The organism is Streptomyces hebeiensis (genome assembly GCF_052983195.1).
Map to the genome: position 1 here is coordinate 2,393,027 of NZ_CM129812.1, position 22,360 is coordinate 2,415,386.

The 22,360-nt window shown below is 73.1% G+C and carries 17 protein-coding genes; 3 read left to right on the forward strand and 14 right to left on the reverse strand.

Annotated elements, in window-relative coordinates:
• Positions 1-231 precede the first annotated feature (231 nt).
• Together dnaJ and hrcA are read right to left on the reverse strand one after the other, a co-directional pair.
• The gene (gene dnaJ / locus ACU6P3_RS10225; protein WP_030754641.1) at positions 232-1,371 is read right to left on the reverse strand and encodes a molecular chaperone DnaJ; all 1,140 of its coding nucleotides are present in this window, start codon (positions 1,369-1,371) and stop codon (positions 232-234) included.
• A complete protein-coding gene (hrcA, locus tag ACU6P3_RS10230) occupies positions 1,372-2,388 on the reverse strand; it encodes a heat-inducible transcriptional repressor HrcA (protein ID WP_447196844.1) in 1,017 nt (338 codons plus the stop codon).
• A gap of 318 nt (positions 2,389-2,706) precedes the next feature.
• Here hrcA and ACU6P3_RS10235 point away from each other — a divergent pair, with 318 nt between their 5' ends.
• A complete protein-coding gene (locus tag ACU6P3_RS10235; protein ID WP_447196845.1) occupies positions 2,707-3,450 on the forward strand; it encodes an MBL fold metallo-hydrolase in 744 nt (247 codons plus the stop codon).
• Positions 3,451-3,488: 38 nt separating this feature from the next.
• Positions 3,489-4,316, forward strand: coding sequence for a DUF3097 domain-containing protein (locus ACU6P3_RS10240; protein WP_447196846.1), 828 nt, complete (start codon positions 3,489-3,491; stop codon positions 4,314-4,316).
• On the opposite strand, the gene ACU6P3_RS10245 is transcribed toward ACU6P3_RS10240, so the two are convergent.
• The 5 genes from ACU6P3_RS10245 to lepA form a co-directional block, all read right to left on the reverse strand.
• Entirely contained in the window at positions 4,294-4,881 is a 588-nt protein-coding gene (locus ACU6P3_RS10245; RefSeq protein ID WP_447196847.1) for a Uma2 family endonuclease, read from the reverse strand. The genes ACU6P3_RS10240 and ACU6P3_RS10245 overlap by 23 nt on opposite strands.
• Before the next feature lie 104 nt (positions 4,882-4,985).
• Positions 4,986-6,218, reverse strand: a complete 1,233-nt coding sequence (gene hemW / locus ACU6P3_RS10250) for a radical SAM family heme chaperone HemW (RefSeq protein ID WP_447196848.1) — start codon at positions 6,216-6,218, stop codon at positions 4,986-4,988.
• Between the two features lie 105 nt (positions 6,219-6,323).
• A complete protein-coding gene (locus tag ACU6P3_RS10255; RefSeq protein WP_447196849.1) occupies positions 6,324-8,432 on the reverse strand; it encodes a SpoIIE family protein phosphatase in 2,109 nt (702 codons plus the stop codon).
• A gap of 579 nt (positions 8,433-9,011) precedes the next feature.
• Positions 9,012-10,901 carry an AMP-dependent synthetase/ligase gene (locus ACU6P3_RS10260; RefSeq protein WP_447196850.1) on the reverse strand — a complete coding sequence of 630 codons (1,890 nt, stop codon included), beginning with the start codon at positions 10,899-10,901 and terminating at the stop codon, positions 9,012-9,014.
• Positions 10,902-11,118: 217 nt separating this feature from the next.
• A complete protein-coding gene (gene lepA / locus ACU6P3_RS10265) occupies positions 11,119-12,990 on the reverse strand; it encodes a translation elongation factor 4 (protein ID WP_447196851.1) in 1,872 nt (623 codons plus the stop codon).
• Between the two features lie 347 nt (positions 12,991-13,337).
• Here lepA and rpsT point away from each other — a divergent pair, with 347 nt between their 5' ends.
• On the forward strand, positions 13,338-13,604 hold the full coding sequence (rpsT, locus tag ACU6P3_RS10270) for a 30S ribosomal protein S20 (RefSeq protein WP_344275478.1): 267 nt from the start codon (positions 13,338-13,340) through the stop codon (positions 13,602-13,604).
• A 200-nt stretch (positions 13,605-13,804) separates the two neighbouring features.
• On the opposite strand, the gene holA is transcribed toward rpsT, so the two are convergent.
• The 7 genes from holA to ACU6P3_RS10305 all read right to left on the reverse strand — a co-directional run bounded on the left by holA (position 13,805) and on the right by ACU6P3_RS10305 (position 22,328).
• Positions 13,805-14,797 (reverse strand): DNA polymerase III subunit delta, encoded by a 993-nt coding sequence (gene holA / locus ACU6P3_RS10275; protein ID WP_447196852.1) that lies wholly within the window; start codon positions 14,795-14,797, stop codon positions 13,805-13,807.
• Positions 14,798-15,036: 239 nt separating this feature from the next.
• Positions 15,037-15,282 (reverse strand): hypothetical protein, encoded by a 246-nt coding sequence (locus ACU6P3_RS10280; protein ID WP_344275484.1) that lies wholly within the window; start codon positions 15,280-15,282, stop codon positions 15,037-15,039.
• A 50-nt stretch (positions 15,283-15,332) separates the two neighbouring features.
• The gene (locus ACU6P3_RS10285) at positions 15,333-16,226 is read right to left on the reverse strand and encodes a YceI family protein (RefSeq protein ID WP_447196853.1); all 894 of its coding nucleotides are present in this window, start codon (positions 16,224-16,226) and stop codon (positions 15,333-15,335) included.
• 192 nt (positions 16,227-16,418) lie between these two features.
• A complete protein-coding gene (locus tag ACU6P3_RS10290) occupies positions 16,419-18,980 on the reverse strand; it encodes a ComEC/Rec2 family competence protein (protein WP_447196854.1) in 2,562 nt (853 codons plus the stop codon).
• A complete protein-coding gene (locus ACU6P3_RS10295) occupies positions 18,977-19,834 on the reverse strand; it encodes a ComEA family DNA-binding protein (protein WP_447196855.1) in 858 nt (285 codons plus the stop codon). Before ACU6P3_RS10295 ends, ACU6P3_RS10290 begins: the two co-directional genes overlap by 4 nt.
• A gap of 679 nt (positions 19,835-20,513) precedes the next feature.
• A complete protein-coding gene (locus ACU6P3_RS10300; protein WP_447196856.1) occupies positions 20,514-21,359 on the reverse strand; it encodes a DegV family protein in 846 nt (281 codons plus the stop codon).
• 123 nt (positions 21,360-21,482) lie between these two features.
• The gene (locus ACU6P3_RS10305; protein WP_447196857.1) at positions 21,483-22,328 is read right to left on the reverse strand and encodes a hypothetical protein; all 846 of its coding nucleotides are present in this window, start codon (positions 22,326-22,328) and stop codon (positions 21,483-21,485) included.
• Positions 22,329-22,360: the final 32 nt, after the last annotated feature.

Sequence of the window (22,360 nt, forward strand, 5' to 3'; positions counted from 1 at the left end):
CGGCCGGTCGGGACCGGGCAGCGGCACGGGGCGGGGCGGTGAGAGCGGGCGTACTGCCCTGCCGCACCCCCAGCCGCGCACCGCCCGGCCTGCCACCAGACCTACCGGCCGTCGAACGCGTCCTTCACACGCGAGAACAACCCCTGCCGCCCGGGCTGACAGTGCTCACCCGGGGGGCCACCCCCGGACCCCCCGGCCGCACACCCCGCCCGCACCGCCAGGCCACCAGACCTACCGGCCGTTGAACGCATCCTTCAAACGCGAGAACAACCCCTGCTGCCCAGGCTGGAACTGCCCCGTGGGCCGTTCCTCGCCGCGCAGCTTCGCCAGCTCCCGCAGCAGCCTCTCCTGCTCCGGGTCCAGCTTCGACGGCGTCATCACCTCGACGTGCACGATCAGGTCGCCCCGGCCGCCGCCCCGCAGATGGGTGATGCCGCGGCCGTGCAGCGGGATCGACTGGCCCGACTGCGTGCCCGGCCGGACGTCGATCTCCTCCACCCCGTCCAGCGTCTCCAGCGGGCACTTCGTGCCCAGCGCCGCCGCCGTCATCGGAATGGTCACCGTGCAGTGCAGATCGTCGCCGCGCCGCTGGAAGACCGGGTGCGACACCTCGTGGATCTCGACGTACAGGTCACCGGCGGGACCGCCGCCCGGGCCGACCTCGCCCTCGCCCGCGAGCTGGATGCGCGTGCCGTTGTCGACACCGGCCGGGATCTTGACCGTGAGCGTGCGGCGCGACCGGATCCGGCCGTCGCCCGCGCACTCCGGGCACGGCGTCGGCACGACCGTACCGAAGCCCTGGCACTGCGGGCACGGCCGCGAGGTCATGACCTGGCCCAGGAAGGACCGGGTGACCTGCGAGACCTCACCACGGCCGCGGCACATGTCACACGTCTGCGCCGAGGTGCCGGGCGCGGCCCCCTCGCCGGAGCAGGTGGTGCAGACCACGGCCGTGTCGACCTGGATGTCCTTGGTCGTACCGAAGGCCGCCTCGTTGAGGTCGATCTCCAGCCGGATCATCGCGTCCTGGCCGCGCCGGGTGCGCGAGCGCGGGCCGCGCTGGGACGCCGTACCGAAGAAGGCGTCCATGATGTCGGAGAAGTTGCCGAAGCCGCCGGCTCCGAAGCCGCCCGCGCCGCCCCCGCCACCGCTGCCGGAGAGCGGGTCGCCGCCGAGGTCGTAGACCTGCTTCTTCTGCGGGTCCGACAGGACCTCGTAGGCGGCGTTGATCTCCTTGAAGCGCTCCTGCGTCTTGGGATCGGGGTTGACGTCCGGGTGCAGCTCGCGGGCGAGCCGCCGGAACGCCTTCTTGATCTCGTCCTGGGACGCGTCGCGGCGTACGCCGAGTACGGCGTAGTAGTCCGTGGCCACTTACGACTCCGCCAGGATCTGTCCGACGTAACGTGCCACTGCGCGTACCGCTCCCATCGTTCCGGGGTAGTCCATGCGGGTCGGTCCGACCACGCCGAGTTTTGCGACTGCCTCGTCGCCCGAACCGTAGCCGACCGCGACGACGGACGTGGAGTTGAGGCCCTCATGGGCGTTCTCGTGCCCGATACGTACGGTCATGCCCGAGTCCTTGGCCTCGCCGAGCAGCTTGAGCAGGACGACATGTTCCTCCAGCGCCTCCAGCACCGGCCGGATGGTCAGCGGGAAGTCCTGCCCGAAGCGGGTGATGTTGGCGGTGCCGCCGATCATCAGCCGTTCCTCGGTCTCCTCGACCAGGGTCTCCAGCAGGGTCGCGAGCACCGTCGTGACCGTGCCCCGGTCCTCCGGCTCGAAGGATTCGGGCAGGTCCTGCACCAGCTGGGGGACGTCGGTGAAGCGGCGTCCGACCACCCGGCTGTTCAGCCGGGCCCGCAGGTCCGCGAGCGAGGTCTCCCCGAAGGGTCCGGGGCAGTCGATCATGCGCTGCTCGACCCGTCCGGTGTCCGTGATCAGCACCAGCATCAGCCGCGCGGGGGCCAGTGCCAGCAGCTCCACGTGGCGCACCGTCGAGCGGGTCAGCGAGGGGTACTGGACGACCGCGACCTGCCTGGTCAGCTGCGCGAGCAGCCGTACCGTACGGCCCACGACGTCGTCGAGGTCAACCGCGCCGTCCATGAAGTTCTGGATGGCCCGGCGCTCCGGCAGGGACAGGGGCTTGACCCCCGCCAGCTTGTCCACGAAGAGCCGGTAACCCTTGTCGGTCGGGATGCGCCCGGCACTGGTGTGGGGCTGGGCGATGAAGCCCTCGTCCTCCAGCACCGCCATGTCGTTGCGGACGGTGGCCGGCGAGACACCCAGGTTGTGCCGCTCCGTGAGCGCCTTGGAACCCACGGGTTCCTCGGTGCCCACATAGTCCTGGACGATGGCGCGCAGCACCTCGAGCCTGCGTTCGCTGAGCATGGCGCACACCTCCAGCTGTCGTCGCGTCCGGTCCCGGCCGCCCCGCTTCCGGGCGTCCGGCCGCCGGCCACCGGTGGTCATCGCTCACCGGGCCCGGCGCGAGGGTCCGACTGGCACTCGCTCCTTCAGAGTGCCAGAGATCCCCCGGCCAGTGTACGGCCGTGGGGTACAGCGCTGGCAAGGCGCCCGGCGACGCGGTCCCATGGCGGAGGGTGCGCAACACCGAGCCCTGTGGGTCGGGGGCGGTCAGTCGGGGTCTGTGGGTCGCGGAGCATGCCGTCCCGTGATCGGACCGGCCGTAGCCGATAGCGTCCTCGCATGAACGTCCCTTGGGAAGAGTGCGGCTGGGAACGGCTGACCCGGGCGGTCGGCCGCCGACGACTGCCGGGCTGGGACGCCACCACCGGACTGGTGGCCGGGAACGGGGCGGCCCTGCTGTACGACACGGGCTCGGCGCTCGGCGAGGGCGCCGAACTGCGGGCGCAGGCACAGCGGCTGATGGGCGGCAGACACGTGACACACATCGCACTGAGCCACCCGCACTTCGACCACGTACTGGGCACGGCGGCGTTCTCGGGGGCCGAGGTCTACGGGGCGGTGGGCGTCGCGGAACTGCTGGTACCGGCCGGGCGGGGACGGGCGGATCTGTACGAGGACGCGGTACGGGAGGGCCTGGACCCCGCGCGGGCCGCCGAGGCGGTGGACCTGCTGGTCCTGCCGCGCCACGCGGTGTCCGGAGAGCTGACGCTGGACCTGGGCGGCCGTCAGGTCCTGCTGGCGAACATCGGCCCCGGACACACCGCCCACGATCTCGCGCTCCTGGTACCGCCGGCGGGGCCGGACGAGCCGGAGGTGGTGTTCTGCGGCGACCTGGTGGAGGAGTCGGGCACCCCCCAGGCGGGCCGGGACGCGATCCCGTCCCACTGGCCGGCGGCCCTGGACCGGCTGCTGGAGCTGGGCGGCGAGGAGGCGGTGTACGTGCCGGGACACGGGTCGGTGGTGGACGCGGGGTTCGTACGGCGGCAACGGGACGAACTGGCGCGGAGATTCGGACTCGGGTGACGCACGGGAGTCACCACCGGCCGCTTATGGTCGTGCCCATGCGCAGCTACAGCCCCGATCTGACGCCCCCGTGGAAGAAGTCCGCCCCCGCACCGGAGGTGCCCGCCGAGCCCGATCTGGTGGTCGAGGAGGTGTCGACGGGCTTCTGCGGTGCGGTGATCCGCTGCGAGAAGACGGCCGAGGGGCCGACGGTCACCCTGGAGGACCGCTTCGGCAAGCACCGGGTCTTCCCTCTCGTGCCGCGCGGCTTCCTGCTGGAGGGCGAGGTCGTGACGCTGGTGCGGCCGGCGGCGGGCGCCGGCCCGGCCCGGCCGGCCCGTACGGCCTCCGGTTCCCTCGCCGTCCCGAACGCCCGGGCGCGCGTCGCACGCGCGGGCCGCATCTACGTGGAGGGCCGGCACGACGCGGAACTGGTCGAGAAGGTCTGGGGCGACGACCTGCGCGTCGAGGGCGTGGTCGTGGAGTACCTGGGCGGCGTGGACGACCTGCCGTCCCTCGTCGCAGACTTCGGCCCGGCCCCGGACGCACGGCTGGGCGTCCTGGTCGACCACCTGGTGCCGGGTACGAAGGAGTCCCGTATCGCGGCGGAGGTGACGGGCCCGGACGTCCTGGTGCTGGGGCACCCGTACATCGACGTGTGGGAGGCGGTGAAGCCGTCCTCCGTGGGCATCCGGGCGTGGCCGACGGTGCCGAAGGGGCAGGACTGGAAGACGGGGGTGTGCCGGGCGCTGGGCTGGCCCGAGAACACGGGAGCGGCCTGGCAGCACATCCTGTCGAAGGTCGGCTCCTACAAGGACCTGGAGCCGGCGCTGCTGGGAAGGGTCGAGGAGCTGATCGACTTCGTCACCGTCGGCGGCGCCGCCTGACCGCCGGAAGCGTCTCGAATTCCGAGGTGTCCAGCTTGATACCGAGCATGTCCAGGGGCACGGAATCGCCGAAGTTGGTGATCCTCTCCACCTGGTAGTCGGCGTTCTCCCCCTCACCGGCCGGCTCCGTGAGCAGCATGCAGAGCTGCTCCATCGGGTCGATGATCAAGTAGGCGGGCACCCGGCCCGCCGCGTACATCGAGCACTTCTCGCCGTAGTCCCGGTCGCCGCTGGTCCTGGAGACCACCTCCAGCACCAGAGTGACGGCCGGGGCGGGGATGAGCCGTCCGGGGCCCTCCGCCGCGCCCCGCTCCAGGACGACGAGATCCGGCTGTGGTTCGCTCTCCTCATTCGGGATGGCGATGTCCTGGGTCTGCAACCTGTCCCAGCGATCGTGCGGAATCTGGTCCTGCACCGACTGGACGATCCGGTTATGGACCCGGTCGGGCCCTGCCATCATCACGATGTCCCCCCTGAGGAGTTCCGCTTTGAAACCCTCGGGGACATCCAGGTCCTCGAAGGTCTTGGCGGCGCGCGTGATCGGTCGCTCATCCACAGCGGTCATCTCCGTGAACCTCCGCTTTCCGCCACTGTCTGGTCAGCGGCAGACTAAGCACCAGGCTATGCGGCCCCCCTCCCGAATTCGCTCAGGTTCACCCCGGCGAGTGATCAATCCACCAGGTCCCTGACGACAGCGTCCGCCAGCAGCCGTCCCCGCAGCGTCAGCACCGCCCGTCCGTCCTCGAACGCCTCCTCCGCCAGCAGTCCGTCCCCGACCGCGCGCCGCGCCGCCGCGAGGCCCTCGGGTGCCAGCAGGGACAGCTCGCATCCGGCCGACAGGCGCAGTTCGAGGAGGATGCGTTCGATGCGGCGGTCCTCCGCCGAGAGGATCTCCCGGCCCGCCCCCGGGGAACGCCCCGACGCCAGGGCCGCCGCGTACGCGCCCGGGTGCTTGACGTTCCACCAGCGGACCCCGCCGACGTGACTGTGGGCTCCCGGGCCCGCGCCCCACCAGTCGGCGCCGCGCCAGTACAGCTCGTTGTGCAGGCAACGGGCCGCCTCCGAGGTGGCCCAGTTGGACACCTCGTACCAGTGGTAGCCCGCTTCGGCGAGCGCCTCGTCCGCGATCAGGTACCGGTCCGCGTGCTCGTCGTCGTCCGTCATGGGCACCTCGCCGCGCCGGATCCGCCGCGCCAGCCCCGTGCCCTCCTCGACGATCAGCGCGTACGCCGAGATGTGGTCCGGCCCCGCGCCCACCGCCGCCGCCAGCGTCTGGCGCCAGTCGGTGTCGGTCTCGCCCGGTGTGCCGTAGATCAGGTCGAGGTTCACGTGCTCGAACCCGGCCGCGCGCGCCTCCGCCACGCAGGCCTCGGGGCGGCCGGGCGTGTGCGTGCGGTCCAGGATCTCGAGCACGTGCTGCTTCGCGCTCTGCATGCCGAAGGAGATCCGGTTGAAGCCCCCGGCCCTGAGCGCTTCCAGATACGCCGGATCAACTGATTCCGGATTGGCCTCGGTGGTGATCTCCGCGTCGTCCGCGAGCCCGAACGCGTCCCGGACCGTGTCCAGCATGCGTACGAGGTCCTCGGCCGCCAGCAGCGTCGGGGTACCGCCGCCGACGAAAACCGTGCTGACCCGTCGCGGGTCGTCGCCGAGCACCTTCCGGGCCAGCCGGATCTCGTCGGCGAGGGTCTGCGCGTAGTTGTCGCGGGAGGCGAGCACGCCGCCGGAGCCGCGCAGCTCGGTCGCCGTGTAGGTGTTGAAGTCGCAGTAGCCGCAGCGGGTCGCGCAGTACGGAACATGCAGGTAGAAGCCGAGCGGCCGGTCCGCCCCGCCCGTCAGGGCGGAGCGGGGCAACGCGCCGGTCTCGGGCATGGGCTCGCCGTCGGGCAGTGCGGAAGGCATGGTCCCAGTGTCCCGTACGCGCGGGGAAGCGGTTCGCACACCAGTGGCGGGCCGGTGCGCGGGGGACGGGCCCGCGCGGAGCGGCCGGCCCGGCCTCCGGCCCGTTCACTCCGCCTGAAACACCAGCAGTGCCAGGTCGTCCCCCGGCGGCGTGTCCGCGAACTCGTGCACGGCCCGTCGTATGCGGTCCGCCACCCCCTGCGCCGTCAGCCCCACGCACCCGGCCAGCGCCCGCGCCAGCCCGTCGCCGTCGTCCAGCAGGCGGGCGCCGGACCGGCGCTCGGTGACGCCGTCGGTGACACAGAGCAGCGTGTCGCCCCGTTCCAGGTGGAAGGTGTGGCTCTCGTACGCCACGTGCTCGACCACGCCCAGCAGCACCTGCGGCTCCGCCGCGGGCAGGACCCTGCCGTCGGGCCGCAGGAGCAGGGGCAGCGGGTGGCCGGCGCTGGCGAGGGTGCACCGTACGCCCCGGTCCCCGCCCGGCAGCGGCCTCAGCTCCCCGTACAGCAGTGACAGGAAGCGCGACTGCCTCCCGCCGCCGTCGGGCCCGGTCTGCCGGCCGGCGAGGGCGCCAGGGACGTCGTTCGGACCCGGGCGCGCGCCGGGGCTGGCGGCGGCCGCCGCGGCCACCATCAGCGACGCCGCGTCTGCGGCCTCGGTGGCGTCGTCCAGGAGCAGCCGGTTCAGGCGGTCGAGGACCGCGCCGACCCGGTAACCCTCGCGGGCGAGCAGCCGGAGCCAGGGGCGGGCGAGGCCGGTGACGACGGCCGCCTCCGGGCCGCTGCCCTGGACGTCGCCGAGCATGAAGCACCAGCGGTCACCGGGCGGGCACGGGAAGATGTCGTAGAAGTCGCCGCCCGCCAGGCCCTCGTCGCTCGGCTCGTACACGAGGGAACTGGTGACACCGGGAATCCGCGCCACCTGGCTGGGCAGCAGGCCGCGCTGGAGGACCCGGCTGATGGTGACCTGCCGGCTGTAGCGGCGGGCCGCGCCGACGGCGAGTGCGACGCGCCGCGCGAAGTCCTCGACGAGCGAGGTCACGTCGTCGGGGACGCGGTGGTGGCCGGGGCGGCCGAGCAGCAGCGTCCCCAGGGCGCGTCCGCCGACGACCAGCCGGCACGCGAGCGCGACACCCGGGCCGCCGTACGCGCCGCCGTCGCTCCCGTACGCCTCGTCGTCGCCCCCGTACGCATCGCGGTCGCCGTCACCTCCGTAGGCGCCGCCGCCCGCGTACGGGCCGTCCTCGGCCTCGGACCCGTGCCCACCCTCGCCCTCGGGCCACGGCCACGGCACGCGCACCGGACCGCCCCTCGGCGGGTCCGGCAGCCGTACCGGTTCCTTCTCGAGCGCGGCGCGCAGGGATTCGACCCGGGACTCGTCCGCGTGCCAGACCCGGGCGAGCCGGGGCGGCGCGCTCGCCTGCGCCCCCTCGCCGTCCAGCCAGACCGCGCACCACTCGGCCAGCCTGGGCACCAGCAACTGGCCGGCGAGCGCCGCGATCAGGTCCTCGTCGAGCTGGCCCGCGAGCAGTTCCGACGCCTCGGCGAGGAAGGACAGCGCGCCTCGTCCGGCCCACTCCGGGTCGTCGCGCACGGCGCGCCGGGGCGCGGGCGCCAGGATCTCCGCGGCGCGCAGCCCCCGGCGCAGGACGGGCTCGGCGCCGGGAGCAGGCCCCGTGTCCCGGCCTTCGAGCGGCAGCCGGGCCCATACGGTCTTCAGGCCGGAGCGGTAGGTGATGCCCCAGCTCTCGGCGAGGGCGGCCACCAACTGCAGTCCGCGGCCGTACTCGGGCTCCTCGATCCCCGACGGCGGCTCCCCCGCCCGGGGATCGAGGGGGTCGTTCTGTATGGCGCGCGCGGGATGGTGGTCGGACACCTCGACCACCAGCGCGGCAGGCGTGGTCTCCGCCCCCGTCGCGTCCTCGGCGGGGGCGTCGAGCCGGCAGAGCACGTCGACGGTGGTTCCGGCGTGCACCACGGCGTTGGTGACGAGTTCGTCGACGATCAGCACCGCGTCGTCCGCGAGCAGGTCGGTGCTGTGCCGCCCCGGGGAACATCCCTCGTCTCCGCGGCAGAAGGTGCAGGTGGCCAGGTAACCGAGGCTGGTCCAGTCCGCGAGTGCCGCGCGGGTGAACCGGCGGGCGGCGGACGGGGCGAGCGGGTTGCCGGGCAGACTGGTACGGGTGGTGGACCGCGCGTCCCTGCGTAACGGCATCTGCGATGCCGGGCGGTGAAGGGACTCGCGCGGAGTCGGAATGGGCCCCACTGCGGCTCCTGATCCGGTTCTGGCGATGTGCCGCTTACGATCCCGCCAGAGTGACAGACGGAAGGCGGCCATACGCGCCGAGTCATGGAAGTGGGCAGATATTGACCAAGGTTTGGTGGTAGCGCACGCCCCGGACGGCGCCCCGGTCACGAACCGTCGGACACGGTGTTCCAAAGGGGTTCGACCGCGGAGCGGGACCGGAGGCGGGACGGCGGAGCCGTGCGGTACGGGCGGAACGGTACGGGCACGGGGCGTACGCCCGACGAGCCACGGCCCGCGGCGGTACGGGCGCCGTACGGTACGAGCCGGAGGCGCCACGCACCACGGCCGGACCGGACGGACGGGACTCGCTACGCACCACGCGGTACGACGGGGAACGGCACAGGACGGAGGCAACTCACCCCGGGGCCGCACGGCACCCGACGCGCCGACGACCACCGGCCCTGCGCACGCGGCGGTACGCCCCCGGGCGACACGGACCGCGGACCGTACGCTCCGGGGGCGGCGCGAACCGATGACCCTGGCTCGTCAGGCCTCCCGCGCGCCCTCGTACATCTCCGCGATCAGGACCTCGTACTCCTGCTCGACCACTCTCCGCTTGAGCTTCAGACTCGGCGTCAGCTCGCCGTGCTCGACGTCCAGGTCGCGCGGCAGCAGCCGGAACTTCTTGATGGTCTGCCAGCGCTGGAGTCCTTCGTTGAGCCGCCGCACATAGCCGTCGACGAGTTCCACGGTCCGCCGGGAGGCGACCACCTCGGCGTACGACCTGCCCCCCAGCCCGTTCTCGGCCGCCCACTCCATGATCGCGGCCTCGTCCAGCGCGATCAGCGCCGTACAGAAGTTACGGCCCGCCCCGTGCACCAGGATGTTGGAGACGAACGGGCACACCGCCTTGAACTGGCCCTCGATCTCGGCCGGGGCGATGTACTTGCCGCCCGACGTCTTGATGAGGTCCTTCTTGCGGTCGGTGATCCGCAGATAGCCGTCGACGGACAGTTCGCCGATGTCTCCGGTGTGGAACCAGCCGTCGGGCTCCAGCACCTGCGCGGTCTGCTCGGGCAGCCCGTGGTACCCGGACATCACGCCCGGGCTGCGCAGCAGGATCTCCCCGTCGTCGGCGATCCGTACCTCCGTACCGGGCAGCGGCTTGCCGACCGTACCGGTGCGGTACGCCTCACCCGGGTTGACGAAGCTGGCCGCGCTGGTCTCCGTCAGGCCGTATCCCTCCAGGATGTGGATCCCCGCGCCGGAGAAGAAGTAGCCGATGTCGGGCGCGAGCGCCGCGGAGCCGGAGATGGCCGCACGCAGCCGGCCGCCGAACGCCTCGCGCAGCTTGGCGTACACCAGCGCGTCCGCCACCCGGTGCTTCGCGCCGAGGGCGAACGGGACGGACCGGGTGCCCGTACGGCGGAAGTTCTCCTGGGCGGCCTTGGCGTACTCGCGGGCGACGCCGGCCGCCCAGGTGAAGATCTTGTACTTGGCGGGCCCGCCCGCCCTGGCCTTGGCGGCGACCCCGTTGTAGACCTTCTCGAAGATGCGGGGCACGGCCGCCATATAGGTCGGCCGGACCACGGGCAGATTCTCGATGATCTTGTCGACCCGGCCGTCCACGGCCGTGACGTGGCCGACCGCGATCTGCCCGGAGGTGAGCACCTTGCCGAAGACGTGCGCGAGCGGCAGCCACAGGTACTGCACGTCGTCGGCGAGGACCAGGCCGGTGGCCTCGATGGCGCGGGCCATGTACGACCAGCTGTCGTGCGGCAGCCGTACGCCCTTGGGGCGGCCGGTCGTGCCGGAGGTGTAGATGACGGTGGCGAGCTGGGTGGAGGTGATGGCGCCGACCCGCTCCTTGACGATCTCCGGGTGCTCGACCAGGTACTCCGAGCCGCGCGCCTCCAGGTCGGCCAGGGAGAGCACCCAGCCCTCCGGGTCGCCCTCGGCCGGCAGCGCGTCGGCGGACTCGATCACGACGACGTGCGCGAGGTCCGGCAGCTCGGCCCGGCGCTCCCGGGCCTTGGCCAGCTGGGCGGCGTCCTCCGCGATCAGCACCCGGCTTCCGGAGTCGGCGAGGATGTACGCGGATTCCTCGGCGTTGGTGGAGGGGTAGACCGTGGTCGTGGCGGCGCCCGCGCACATCACACCGAGGTCCGCGAGGATCCATTCGACGCGGGTGGCGGCGGCGAGCGCGACCCGCTCCTCCGGCCGGACGCCGAGGGCGATGAGGCCGGCGGCGATCGTGTACACCCGCTCCGCGGCCCGCGCCCAGCTCAGCGAGCGCCACTCCGAGGGCCCCTCGCCACCGGCCGGCGGGACCGGATAGCGGTACGCCTCCCCGTCCGGCGTGGCCGCCACGCGCTCAATGAAGAGGGTCGCCACCGAGGGCGGCCGGTTCTCGATCAAGTTCTGTGTGTCGCTCACGACATCCTCCGGGACCGGCTCCGCGCTGCGTGACTGACGAGTGAATGACCCTGCCGGCAACCAACCGACCGGTAACTGACTGACGGGTACTAACTGACGGGTAACTACCACGGGTGCGCACAGACTAAGGGGCGCTCGCCCGTCGCGTAAGGGGGAAGGGCCCCCGCGCCGTGGCGCCGGGACCCTTCCCCCCGAAGACTCGTTCCCGCGTCGCTTTCTACTTCTTGCTCTTGCCGCCCGCGGCGTCGTCACTGGACAGCACGGCGATGAACGCCTCCTGCGGGACCTCCACGCTGCCGACCATCTTCATCCGCTTCTTGCCTTCCTTCTGCTTCTCCAGCAGCTTCCGCTTACGGGAGATGTCACCGCCGTAGCACTTGGCGAGCACGTCCTTGCGGATGGCGCGGATCGTCTCCCGGGCGATGACCCGGGAGCCGATGGCCGCCTGGACGGGCACCTCGAACGCCTGGCGCGGGATCAGCTCGCGCAGCTTGGCGACGAGCCGTACCCCGTAGGCGTACGCCTGGTCCCGGTGCGTGATCGCGGAGAAGGCGTCCACCTTGTCGCCGTGCAGCAGGATGTCGACCTTGACGAGGTGGGCGGTCTGCTCGCCGGTGGGCTCGTAGTCCAAGGAGGCGTACCCGCGGGTCTTGGACTTGAGCTGGTCGAAGAAGTCGAAGACGATCTCCGCGAGCGGCAGCGTGTAACGGATCTCGACGCGGTCCTCGGAGAGGTAGTCCATGCCGAGCATCGTGCCGCGCCGGCTCTGGCACAGCTCCATGATCGAGCCGATGAACTCGCTCGGGGCCAGGATCGTCGCCCGCACCACCGGTTCGTGCACCGAGTCGATCTTCCCCTCGGGGAATTCACTCGGGTTGGTGACCGTGTGCTCCTTGCCGTCCTCCATCAGCACCCGGTAGACGACGTTCGGCGCGGTGGCGATCAGGTCGAGACCGAACTCGCGCTCCAGCCGCTCGCGGATCACGTCCAGGTGCAGCAGGCCGAGGAAACCGACGCGGAAGCCGAAGCCGAGGGCCGCGGAGGTCTCCGGCTCGTAGACCAGCGCGGCGTCGTTGAGCTGGAGCTTGTCGAGGGCGTCACGCAGCTCCGGGTAGTCGGAGCCGTCCAGCGGGTAGAGGCCGGAGAACACCATCGGCTTGGGGTCCTTGTAGCCGCCCAGCGGCTCGGTGGCACCCCGGCTGAAGGTGGTGATCGTGTCACCGACCTTGGACTGGCGCACGTCCTTCACGCCCGTGATCAGATAGCCGACCTCGCCGACGCCGAGACCGTCGGCGGGGAGCATCTCCGGGGAGTTGGTGCCGATCTCCAGGAGCTCGTGGGTGGCGCCCGTGGACATCATCCGGATGCGCTCGCGCTTGTTCAGCTGGCCGTCGATCACCCGGACGTAGGTCACGACGCCCCGGTACGAGTCGTAGACCGAGTCGAAGATCATCGCGCGGGCGGGCGCGTCCTTGACGCCGACCGGCGCGGGGACGTCCGCGACCACCTTGTCCAGCAGCGCGTCCACGCCGACGCCGGTCTTCGCCGAGACCTTGAGCACGTCCTCCGGCTGACAGCCGATGAGGTTCGCCAGTTCCTCGGAGAACTTCTCCGGCTGGGCCGCCGGCAGGTCGATCTTGTTGAGCACCGGGACGATGGTGAGGTCGTTCTCCATCGCCAGGTAGAGGTTGGCGAGGGTCTGCGCCTCGATCCCCTGCGCGGCGTCCACCAGGAGGACCGTGCCCTCACAGGCGGCCAGCGAACGGGACACCTCGTAGGTGAAGTCCACGTGGCCCGGCGTGTCGATCATGTTGAGGATGTGGGTCCTGCCCTCGTCCTCCCCCGTGGTGGGCGCCCAGGGCAGCCGGACCGCCTGGGACTTGATCGTGATACCGCGTTCGCGCTCGATGTCCATCCGGTCGAGGTACTGGGCGCGCATCTGCCGCTGCTCGACGACTCCGGTCAGCTGGAGCATCCGGTCGGCGAGCGTCGACTTGCCGTGGTCGATGTGCGCGATGATGCAGAAGTTGCGGATCAGCGCCGGGTCCGTACGGCTCGGCTCGGGCACGTTGATGGGGATCGCGGGCACGCAGGGTCCTGATTCTTGAGACGCGCGGCGTCTCGTCTCGGGTCGACTCGGATCGATACGTAGGCTCCATGGTCCCATGGAGGCGGGACTGCGACCGGTTTGGGCCGGTCGCGGGGTCACTGCTAGCCTGAACAGCTGCGTCCCGTGCCGTCTCGGCCCGGGACCGGTTCGATACGACGCATCGTGAGGCACCACGTCGAGCAGACCGCGGCACACGCGACCGGCTCGGCACCACGTCAGGCACGACGAGCAGCCCAAGCATGACAAGCTCGACGGGCCCGGCGGGTGCGGCACGGCGCGATCGAAGCTGACACCAGGCTCAAACCAAAGCTGAAAAGGCTCATAACGTGGCGAACATCAAGTCCCAGATCAAGCGGAACAAGACCAACGAGAAGGCACGCCTGCGCAACAAGGCTGTCAAGTCGTCGCTCAAGACCGCGATCCGCAAGACCCGCGAGGCGGTCGCGGCGGGCGACGTCGAGAAGGCCACCGTGGCCGCTCGTGAGGCGTCCCGCAAGCTCGACAAGGCTGCCTCGAAGGGCGTCATCCACAAGAACGCCGCCGCCAACAAGAAGTCGGCGCTGGCCTCCAAGGTTGCCTCCCTCCAGGGCTGAGCGCAGTTGATCTGACCGCCGGAAGGGACTCAGCGGGCCCTCTCTACCGCTCCTGACCGGCGCCCCCGAACTCGCACGCGACAGCGTTCGCCACGCGGGTGCGAGTTCAGCAGACTGTTGATGTCACGGGCCCCGGTGCCACCCTTCCCCAGGGTGGCGCCGGGGCCCGTGGCTGTTCCGGACCAGGGGTCGGCGACGGCTCAGCGCGCGCGGCCGGAGCGGGCCGCTCGGGCGACCGTGACGACCGCCTTCTCCAGCGCGTACTCCGGATCGTCCCCGCCGCCCTTGACGCCCTCGTCGGCCTCCGCCACGGCCCGCAGCGCCACGGCCACACCGTCCGGGCTCCAGCCGCGCATCTGCTGCCGCACCCGGTCGATCTTCCATGGCGGCATGCCCAGCTCCCGGGCCAGGTCGGCGGGGCGGCCGCCCCGGGCGGAGGAGAGCTTGCCGATGGCGCGGACGCCCTGGGCGAGGGCGCTGGTGATCAGGACCGGTGCCACACCGGTGGACAGCGACCAGCGCAGCGCTTCGAGGGCCTCGGCCACCCGGCCCTCCACCGCGCGGTCTGCCACGGTGAAGCTGGACGCCTCCGCCCGGCCGGTGTAGTAGCGGCCGACGACGGCCTCGTCGATCGTGCCCTCGACGTCCGCCACGAGCTGGGAGACGGCGCTCGCCAGCTCCCGCAGGTCACTGCCGATGGAGTCGACCAGGGACTGGCACGCCTCGGGCGTGGCCGACCGGCCCAGCGCGCGGAACTCGGACCGGACGAAGGTCAGCCGCTCGGCCGGCTTGGTCGTTCTGGGACACGCGACCTCGCGCGCGCCCGCCTTCCGCGCCGCGTCCAGCAGGCCCTTGCCCTTGGCGCCTCCGGCGTGCAGGAGTACGAGGGTGATCTCCTCGACCGGGGCGCCGAGATACGCCTTGACGTCCTTGACCGAGTCGGCCGACAGGTCCTGCGCGTCGCGTACGACCACGACCTTGCGCTCGGCGAACAGCGACGGGCTGGTCAGTTCGGCGAGCGTGCCCGGCTGGAGCTGGTCGGCGGTGAGGTCGCGCACGTCCGTGTCGGCGTCGGCGGCTCGGGCCGCCGCGACCACCTGCTGCACGGCGCGATCGAGCAGCAGGTCCTCCTGCCCCACGGCGAGCGTGAGCGGGGCGAGCGGATCGTCGGTGGAAGCTTTTCTCGTGGCCATCGCCGTCCACGATCTCACGGCCCACCGACAGCCACGTCCGGCCCCGGGAACGCGCCTGGTGCCGCGCGGCACCGGTCCGCGCCGGTGGGCGGCGGCCGCCGTCCCGACGGTGAATGGCCTGGCGGCGGGCGGCCCCGCCACGCACGACCGCCGCGAGTGCGGGCGAACGCCTCCGCGGCGAACGGTCCCGCGCCAGCAGCCGGCCGACGGGCGACGGGCGACCGGAGCCACGGGGCGGGCTACGGGGCTTCCCGCCAGCCTTCCCAGTCCGCCACGAACGCGTCCAGCGCGGCCGCGTCCATCCGCGCCTCCGGGTCCTCGACCACCACCAGCCACTGGGCGTCCTCGGCGTCGTCCTCCCCGGCCAGCGCGTCCCGGACCAGCTGAGGCTCCTCGGTCACCCCGAACCGTTCGCCGAGGGCCTCCGCCACCTCCTCCGCCGCGTCACGGTCGGGCAGCACCAGCACATGTCTCACATCGCTCACGGCCGTGATTCTCCCAGCCCCGCCGACGCGTCCGGCCGGCCCGGCACCGCTCAGGCCCGGCCCGCCTTGGGCACGATCTGGATGTCGAGCTCGACCTTGATGCTGGAGCCGACCACCGCGATGCCCCGCGCCAGCATGGACTGCCAGTTGACGGTGTAGTCCTCCCGGTGCAGTTCGGTACTGGCCCGCACGGCGGCCCGCGTCTCCCCCTCCATCCCGTTGCCGATGCCGAGGTACTGCGCGTCCAGCGTGACCGTACGGGTCACACCGTGCAGGGTGAGCGCCCCGGTGATGGCCCAGTTGTTGCCGCCCCGGTGGGCGAAACGGTCGCTGTAGAACTCCAGCGTCGGATAGTTCTCCACGTCGAGGAAGTCGGCGGAGCGCAGATGGTCGTCCCGCATCCGCACGCTCGTGTCGATCGACGCGGCACCGATCACGACGTGCATCGCCGACTGCTCCATCGTCTCGCCGACGCGGATCGCCCCCGCGAAGTTGTCGAACCGGCCGTGGACCCGGGCCAGTCCGATGTGCCGGGCGATGAAGCCGATCCGCGAGTGGGCCGGTTCTATCTCCCAGTCGCCCGGCCGGGGCAGCGGGAGCGAGGGGGCTATCTGGAGGACGACGTCCCCGAGCCCCGTCGGCTGCCCGCCGTCGGTGATCCACACGTTGCCCCGGTACGGCACGAAGCTCTCGGCGGAGACGGCCAGCCGGTACTCGCCGAAGGGCACCAGCGCCACCAGCGTCCCGAACGGGTCGGTCTCACCGCTCACGATCTTGCGGCCCTTGCTGTCGTTCACCCTGAACTCGGCCTGGCCCACCGGCTCGCCGACGGGGTCGAGGACCCGGCAGGTGAGCAGGCCCGCGCCGGGTGGCACGGACAGTCCCGCGAGCGGGTTGTGTCTGTCGTGAGCGGCGGACCGTCTGCCGAGAAGGCGGCTGATCATGGCGTGCGTACCCCTGTGCGATCGGAATCGGCGTGGCCGCACACGGCAGGACTGCTCGGCGCCGAGGTAGGCACCGGATCGGACGGCGGCCCATGACGAATAGGCATTCGATCACTCTTGCCCCGTTCGAGGCAAACTACCGCCAGTAGCCCTCCTCGGGCGTTACGCACCGTTCCGGCCCCCTCTCCGGGACTACTCTCCGGGACCTTCGCCAGGGTCTCCCGGCCGTACCCGGCCCGGTGGATCGCGGGCGCCGGCCGCCGGACCGCCCCGGCCACGCGGCACCGCCCGCAGCGCGGCGCCACTGCCCGTCACCGCGATCGGGCCGTCCCTGTCCGTGCGCAGCACCGCGGCTCCCCCGGCCCGTAGCGCGGCCACGGTACGGGGAGCCGGATGCCCATAGGGATTCTTCCGGCCGGCGGAGATCAGGGCGAGCCGTGGCCTGACCGCACGCAGCAGGCCCGGGTCCTGGAAGGGCGAGCCGTGATGCGCGACCTTCAGGACGTCCACCGGGGGCAGCGCCGGATACGCGCGCGCCAGAGCCCGTTGGGCAGGTGGTTCGAGATCGCCGGGGAGGAGGAGCGTGGGCCCCCGGTCGATCCGTACGAACAGCGTGACGCTGGAATCGTTCGCCTCCGGCGGAAGGGCCCTCGGTGCCCCCGCCCCGGCCGACGGCCACAGCACCCACCAACTGAGCGGTCCGACCCGACGCCGCTCACCGGCCCCGGCCCGGACGACGGGCACCCCCGCCGCCGCGGCGGTCCTGCGGACGAACTCCGCTTGTTCCGAAGGAACGTGCGTGCCCGTCGTCTGGATCGCGCCGACGGCCCGGCCCCGCAGGGCACCGGGCAGTCCGGCGACATGGTCGGCGTGGAAATGGGTGAGCAGCAGCAACGGGACACGGGTGACGCCCAGTTCGCGCAGACAGCGGTCGGCGGCGGCCGGATCGGGCCCCACGTCCACCACCACGGCCGTCCGCTCCCCCGCCGCGAGCACCGTCGCGTCCCCCTGGCCGACGTCGCACATCGCGTACGACCACGCGGGCGGCGGCCAGCCGGTGACGAACCGGGTGACGGGCGGCGGCCGCAGGACCGCGAGCAACAGCAGCACCGCACACGCGCACGCCGCCCAGGGATGGCGCGGGACCCGTCGGACGGCCAGCAGGACGAGCACGGTCAGCGCGGCCAGCAGCAGCCCGCCCCGCCAGCCGCCCGGCCAGCCGGCCTCGGCCCCCGGCAACCCGGCCCCGGTCCTGGCGACGGTCGCGATCCAGGACGCGGGCCAGCCGGCGCACCGGGCCACCACCTCGGCCACCGGCAGCGCCAGCGGGGCCAGGGCGAGGGCCGCGAAGCCCAGGACCGTGGCCGCCGCCACCGCCGGCTCGGCCAGCAGATTGCACGGGATCGCGACGAGGCTGACCCGGGCGGCGAACACGGCCACGACGGGCGCGCACACCGCCTGCGCCGCCCCGGCCGCGGCGAGCGCCTCGGCCAGCCGGTCCGGCACCCCGCGCCGCCTCAGCGCGGCGCTCCAGCGCGGCGCGAGCGTGAGCAGCGCGCCGGTCGCCAGTACGGAGAGCAGGAAGCCGTAGCCGCGCGCCAGCCAGGGGTCGTAGAGCACCAGCAGCAGGACGGCCGCGGTCAGGGCCGGGATCAGGGACCTGCGCCGGCCGGTCCCCAGGGCGAGCAGCATGATCAGACCGCAGGCGGCCGCACGCAGCACGCTGGGCTCCGGCCGGCACACGACCACGAACGCCAGGGTGAGCGCCCCGCCGAGCAGCGCCGTGAACCGCAGGGGAATCCTCAGCCGTGGGGCGAGCCCGCGCCGCTCGGCCCGGATGGCCAGGCCCGGCGGCCCGATCAACAGGGCGAGCACGACGGTCAGGTTGCTTCCCGAAACGGCCAGCAAGTGCGTCAGGTCGGTCGCCGTGAAGGCGTCGTGCAGTTCGGGCTCCACCCGCGAGGTGTCTCCGATCACGAGGCCCGGCAACAAGGCGCGGGCGTCGGGAGCCAGCCCGTCCGTCGCCTCGCGCAGCCCCGCGCGGAGCCCGCCCGCGACGCGCTGCACACGCGTCGGCCCGCCGATCACCGACGGTGGTCCGCTCCCCGTGACCCGTAACACCGCCGCGTGGCGCTCGCCCTCGTGCCGCGGCGGCGAGAGCCGCCCCGCCAGTCGCAGCCTGGTGGACGGCAGCAGCCGCTGCCACCGCCCCGCGTGCTCCCCGGGCGTGACGACCACCAGAACGGGCGTCCGGCCGCTGGTCATGGCCCCGCCGGGCGCCCTGACCCGAGTGATCTCGGCGCCCAGCACGTACTTCCGCGGTGTCGTCCGGTCCCCGACGACCCGTGGCCGGGAGGCCCGTGGGTCGGAGGTGACCGTCAGTTCGGCGGTGACCCGGGCATACCGCTCCCCGAGGTCCGGGACCGGCCCCCTGCGGGTGTCCGCGCCGTGCAGCCCCGCGGACGCCGCCCCGGCCGCCGCGCAGAGCAGGACGCCCGCGGCCGCCACACCGGTGAGGGGCCCGCCCGCACGGGGCCGGCGGCCCGCCGTCCACGCCAGCAGGAACCCCCCGCCCGCCAGGCAGAGCAGTGTGCCGACGGCGGTCCAGCGGCCGGGTACGCCGAGGGCGACGGCCGCCGCGGCCCAGGCCGCCAGCGCCGGGGGCACCAGCCGGAGGTCGGCCGGGCCCTCCTGCCGCGGGTCGGCCGAGCCCAGGCGGTGTCCGGCCGCGGCGTGGACCAGGGGGCGCCTCATGGCCGTACGAGCGGTTGGAGGTCGGCGAACCTGCGCTCACCGATGCCGTTGACCTCGCGCAGCTCCTCCACCGACCGGAAGCCCCCGTGCCGGGCGCGGTAGTCGATGATGTGCCGCGCGAGCACCGGCCCGACCCCGGGGAGCGTGTCGAGCTGGTCCACCGTCGCGGTGCTGAGGCTCACCGGCGCCCCCGGTCCCGTACCGCCACCGCCGCCGGCGCCCACGCCCGCGGACCCTCCGGAACCGGCGCCGGCGGTACCAGAACCTCCCGGCGGTGCCGTCACACCGACGACGACCTGCTCCCCGTCGTTGAGCACCCGGGCCCGGTTGAGCCCGGTGACATCCGCGCCGGGTTCGACACCTCCGGCCGCGCGCAGCGCGTCGGCCACCCGCGATCCGGCCGGCAGCCGCAGCACGCCGGGCCGGCGCACCTCCCCGTTCACATCGACGACCACGCGCGCGCCCGCCCCCGGCGAGGCGTCCCGCCGGTCCGCCGGCATCCCGGGTGTGGCGGGGGTCGCGTCCGGGGCCGCACCGGGCGGAACGGACGCCGCCGGTGCTGTCATAGGCGACAGGTCCTCGGCGTTGACCGTCTCCGGCGCCCGCACGGCACCGGGCCGCGCGGTCCAGAAGTGGTGGACGGCGAAGACCGCCGCCGCCACCAGCACCACGGACAGCGCGCCGAGCGCTCTCGGCTCCAGACCGCACCGGAGCTGGAGCCACACCGGCATCCGCTCCCGCAGTGCCAGGCCGAGCGACTCGCGCCGCTCCCTCAGGCGCGGCATCCCACCGGCCCGGTCCGGCTTCTCCCGCCCGGCCGGCTCGTCGCCGTCCACCCCACGGGAGCTGCCCATGCGCTCGTCGCCCTCATCGCCCCGGTCGCCCCGGTCCACCGTGTGCCCGTCTCCGCGGGCACGCGCCCCGCCGCCTGCCGACGCCCCCTCGCCGCGGGCGATCACCTCGTCCTCCCGCGCGCGGGCCGACCGGTCCGGGCGACCGTCCCCTCCCCCGAGGAGGACGGGCGCCGGATCCGCCGGGCCGACGCCCGGGGCGCGGGCGAACAGGGCGTCCGCACGGCGGCGCGAGGCCGTGTCGGCCCCCGGCGGTCCCGTGCCTCCCCGCCTGCCTCGCCGCGTGGTCCCGCTCGTCCGCGCCATCCGTGCGAGCGCCGTACCGCGTGACGGCAGGCCCTGCCCCGCCCCGTGGCGGCCACGCGAACCGTGCGGCGCACGCGACCCCTTCCGGCCACCCGCGCCGAGACGGAGCGGGGCGCCGTGTCCGCGATGGCGGGCACGGCCGTCGGAACCCGGTGCACGGCCGGGACCACTGGTTACGGAGTGTGTTCGCAGCGTCATGGCTCAAGACCGTAGACATCTCCGGCCGAACCCGCCGAGCAGCCCGGATTTCCGTGGACAACTCGGCCGTTGTGGATAACTCGGTCACCCGTAAGCGTGGCCGGGCCGCCGGTGCGACGCTCTCCGAGCGGCCTCGGCGCGGTTCTCGACGCGGCCTCGGACCGGGGTCGGACCGGCCTCAGCGCGGCGAGATCACGGCTCCGAGCAAACCCGGCCCCGTGTGTGCGCCGATCACCGCGCCCACCTCGCTGACATGCAACTCCACCAGGCCCGGCACGCGCTCGCGCAACCGTTCCGCCAGCGTCGCCGCCCGTTCCGGCGCCGCGAGATGGTGCACGGCGACGTCCACCGCGCCACTGCCCGCCCGCTCCACCACGATCTCTTCCAGCCGGGCGATGGCCTTCGAGGCCGTCCGGACCTTCTCCAGCAGATCGATCCGCCCGTCGGACAGGGTGAGCAGAGGCTTCACCGCGAGCGCGGAGCCCAGCAAGGCCTGGGTCGCGCCGATACGGCCGCCCCGGCGCAGATAGTCCAGCGTGTCGACGTAGAAGTACGCGGACGTGCCCGCCGACCGCTTCTCCGCGGCGGCCACCGCCTCGTCCAGCGTGCCGCCCCCCTCGGCCACCCCGGCCGCGGCCAGCGCGCAGAAGCCCAGCGCCATCGCCACCGTGCCGGTGTCGACCACCCGCACCGGCACGGGCGCGTCCTTCGCCGCCAGCACGGCCGCGTCGTACGTTCCGGAGATCTCGGCGGACAGGTGCAGCGAGACGATTCCTGTCGCCCCGGCCCCGGCCGCCGCGCGGTACGCGGCGGCGAACATGTCGGGGCTCGGCCGGGACGTCGTCACGGAGTGCCGCTTCTGGAGCGCCTGGGCCAGCGACCGGGCCGAGATCTCCGTGCCCTCCTCCAGCGCACGGTCGCCGAGCACGACGGTCAGCGGCACCGCGGTGATGCCGTGCCGCTCGATCGCCCGGGGCGGCAGGTAGGCCGTGGAATCGGTGACGATGGCGACATGGGGGGACATGAGCGGGAGGTTACCCGTCGCCGTCCCGGCCCGGGAGTCCGACCCCGCCTCAGTGATCATTCCACGGCCTCCGCGCAAGCCGGCCCCCGGTCCGGGGCAGGGAGCCCCGACGCCCGTGCCCGGTCAGTTCGTGGCGTCCGGCCTGGAGTCGGGCCGACGCTGCGGCTGCGGCTCGGGCCGGGACCGGCCCGCGGGACGCTTCTGCCATGGGTGCGTCGCCCGCAGCCGTGGGTCGGGCGCCTCGATCGCCTGCGGACCGTCGGCCGACGTCCCACCGGGTGTTGCGCCGTCGGACGCCCGGAGGCCGGACGCCCCCGGGCCGGGGCCCGTCGGCTCGGTCCGCCGCCGTTCCTCGTACCGCTCCCCCTGCCGCTGCCGCCGTTCCTCGCCCGTCCAGGGCCCGGGCTCCGCTCCCGGCTCGGCCGCCGACGACCAGTGCCGCAGCGCCCCGGTCTCCACGTCGATCTGCGCGCTCAGAGCCGCCAGGTCGTCCTCCGCGAAGTTCCTCGCACGGTCCCGAACGGCCCAGCGCAGCGAGTCCGCCGCGTGCGTGACGCGGTCCGTGCGCTCCCGCAGCTCCGTCAGCGCCTCCGCCACCCGCGCCCGGTCCGGGTCCCGCTCCAGCTGCCGCAGCTCGTCCTCCAGCTCGAGGCCGTGCGCGCTCAGCCGCTCGAACAGTCCGATCGACTCCTTCAGGGACGCGTCCTGTGCCACCGCGGCGTGCAACGCGTCCTGCGTGGCCCGCATCGACGTCCGCAGTCTCAGCCTCAGTTGGGCGAGCTCACCCGCCGTACCCGACAGTCCGGCGCTCCTCACCCGCAGCGTGGAGTCCTCGACCGTCCGACGGGCGTTCGAGATCGTGCGGTCGACACCGCGCTTGGCCGCGCCCACCGCCTTGACCGTCGCGAACACCCCCAGCGCGACGAAGGCGACGAACAGCACCGCCATGACCAACAGGAAGACCTCCATGGACGCCCCTTCGCAGTCGGTACGCTCGGTAC

Excerpts from the sequence above, each read along its gene's own strand:
- hrcA (WP_447196844.1), bottom strand. The coding sequence starts at position 2,388 with ATGCTCAGCGAACGCAGGCTCGAGGTGCTGCGCGCCATCGTCCAGGAC.
- ACU6P3_RS10235 (WP_447196845.1), top strand. The coding sequence starts at position 2,707 with ATGAACGTCCCTTGGGAAGAGTGCGGCTGGGAACGGCTGACCCGGGCG.
- ACU6P3_RS10240 (WP_447196846.1), top strand. The coding sequence starts at position 3,489 with ATGCGCAGCTACAGCCCCGATCTGACGCCCCCGTGGAAGAAGTCCGCC.
- ACU6P3_RS10245 (WP_447196847.1), bottom strand. The coding sequence starts at position 4,881 with ATGACCGCTGTGGATGAGCGACCGATCACGCGCGCCGCCAAGACCTTC.
- hemW (WP_447196848.1), bottom strand. The coding sequence starts at position 6,218 with ATGCCTTCCGCACTGCCCGACGGCGAGCCCATGCCCGAGACCGGCGCG.
- ACU6P3_RS10255 (WP_447196849.1), bottom strand. The coding sequence starts at position 8,432 with ATGCCGTTACGCAGGGACGCGCGGTCCACCACCCGTACCAGTCTGCCC.
- holA (WP_447196852.1), bottom strand. The coding sequence starts at position 14,797 with ATGGCCACGAGAAAAGCTTCCACCGACGATCCGCTCGCCCCGCTCACG.
- ACU6P3_RS10285 (WP_447196853.1), bottom strand. The coding sequence starts at position 16,226 with ATGATCAGCCGCCTTCTCGGCAGACGGTCCGCCGCTCACGACAGACAC.
- ACU6P3_RS10290 (WP_447196854.1), bottom strand. The coding sequence starts at position 18,980 with ATGAGGCGCCCCCTGGTCCACGCCGCGGCCGGACACCGCCTGGGCTCG.
- ACU6P3_RS10295 (WP_447196855.1), bottom strand. The coding sequence starts at position 19,834 with ATGGGCAGCTCCCGTGGGGTGGACGGCGACGAGCCGGCCGGGCGGGAG.
- ACU6P3_RS10300 (WP_447196856.1), bottom strand. The coding sequence starts at position 21,359 with ATGTCCCCCCATGTCGCCATCGTCACCGATTCCACGGCCTACCTGCCG.
- ACU6P3_RS10305 (WP_447196857.1), bottom strand. The coding sequence starts at position 22,328 with ATGGAGGTCTTCCTGTTGGTCATGGCGGTGCTGTTCGTCGCCTTCGTC.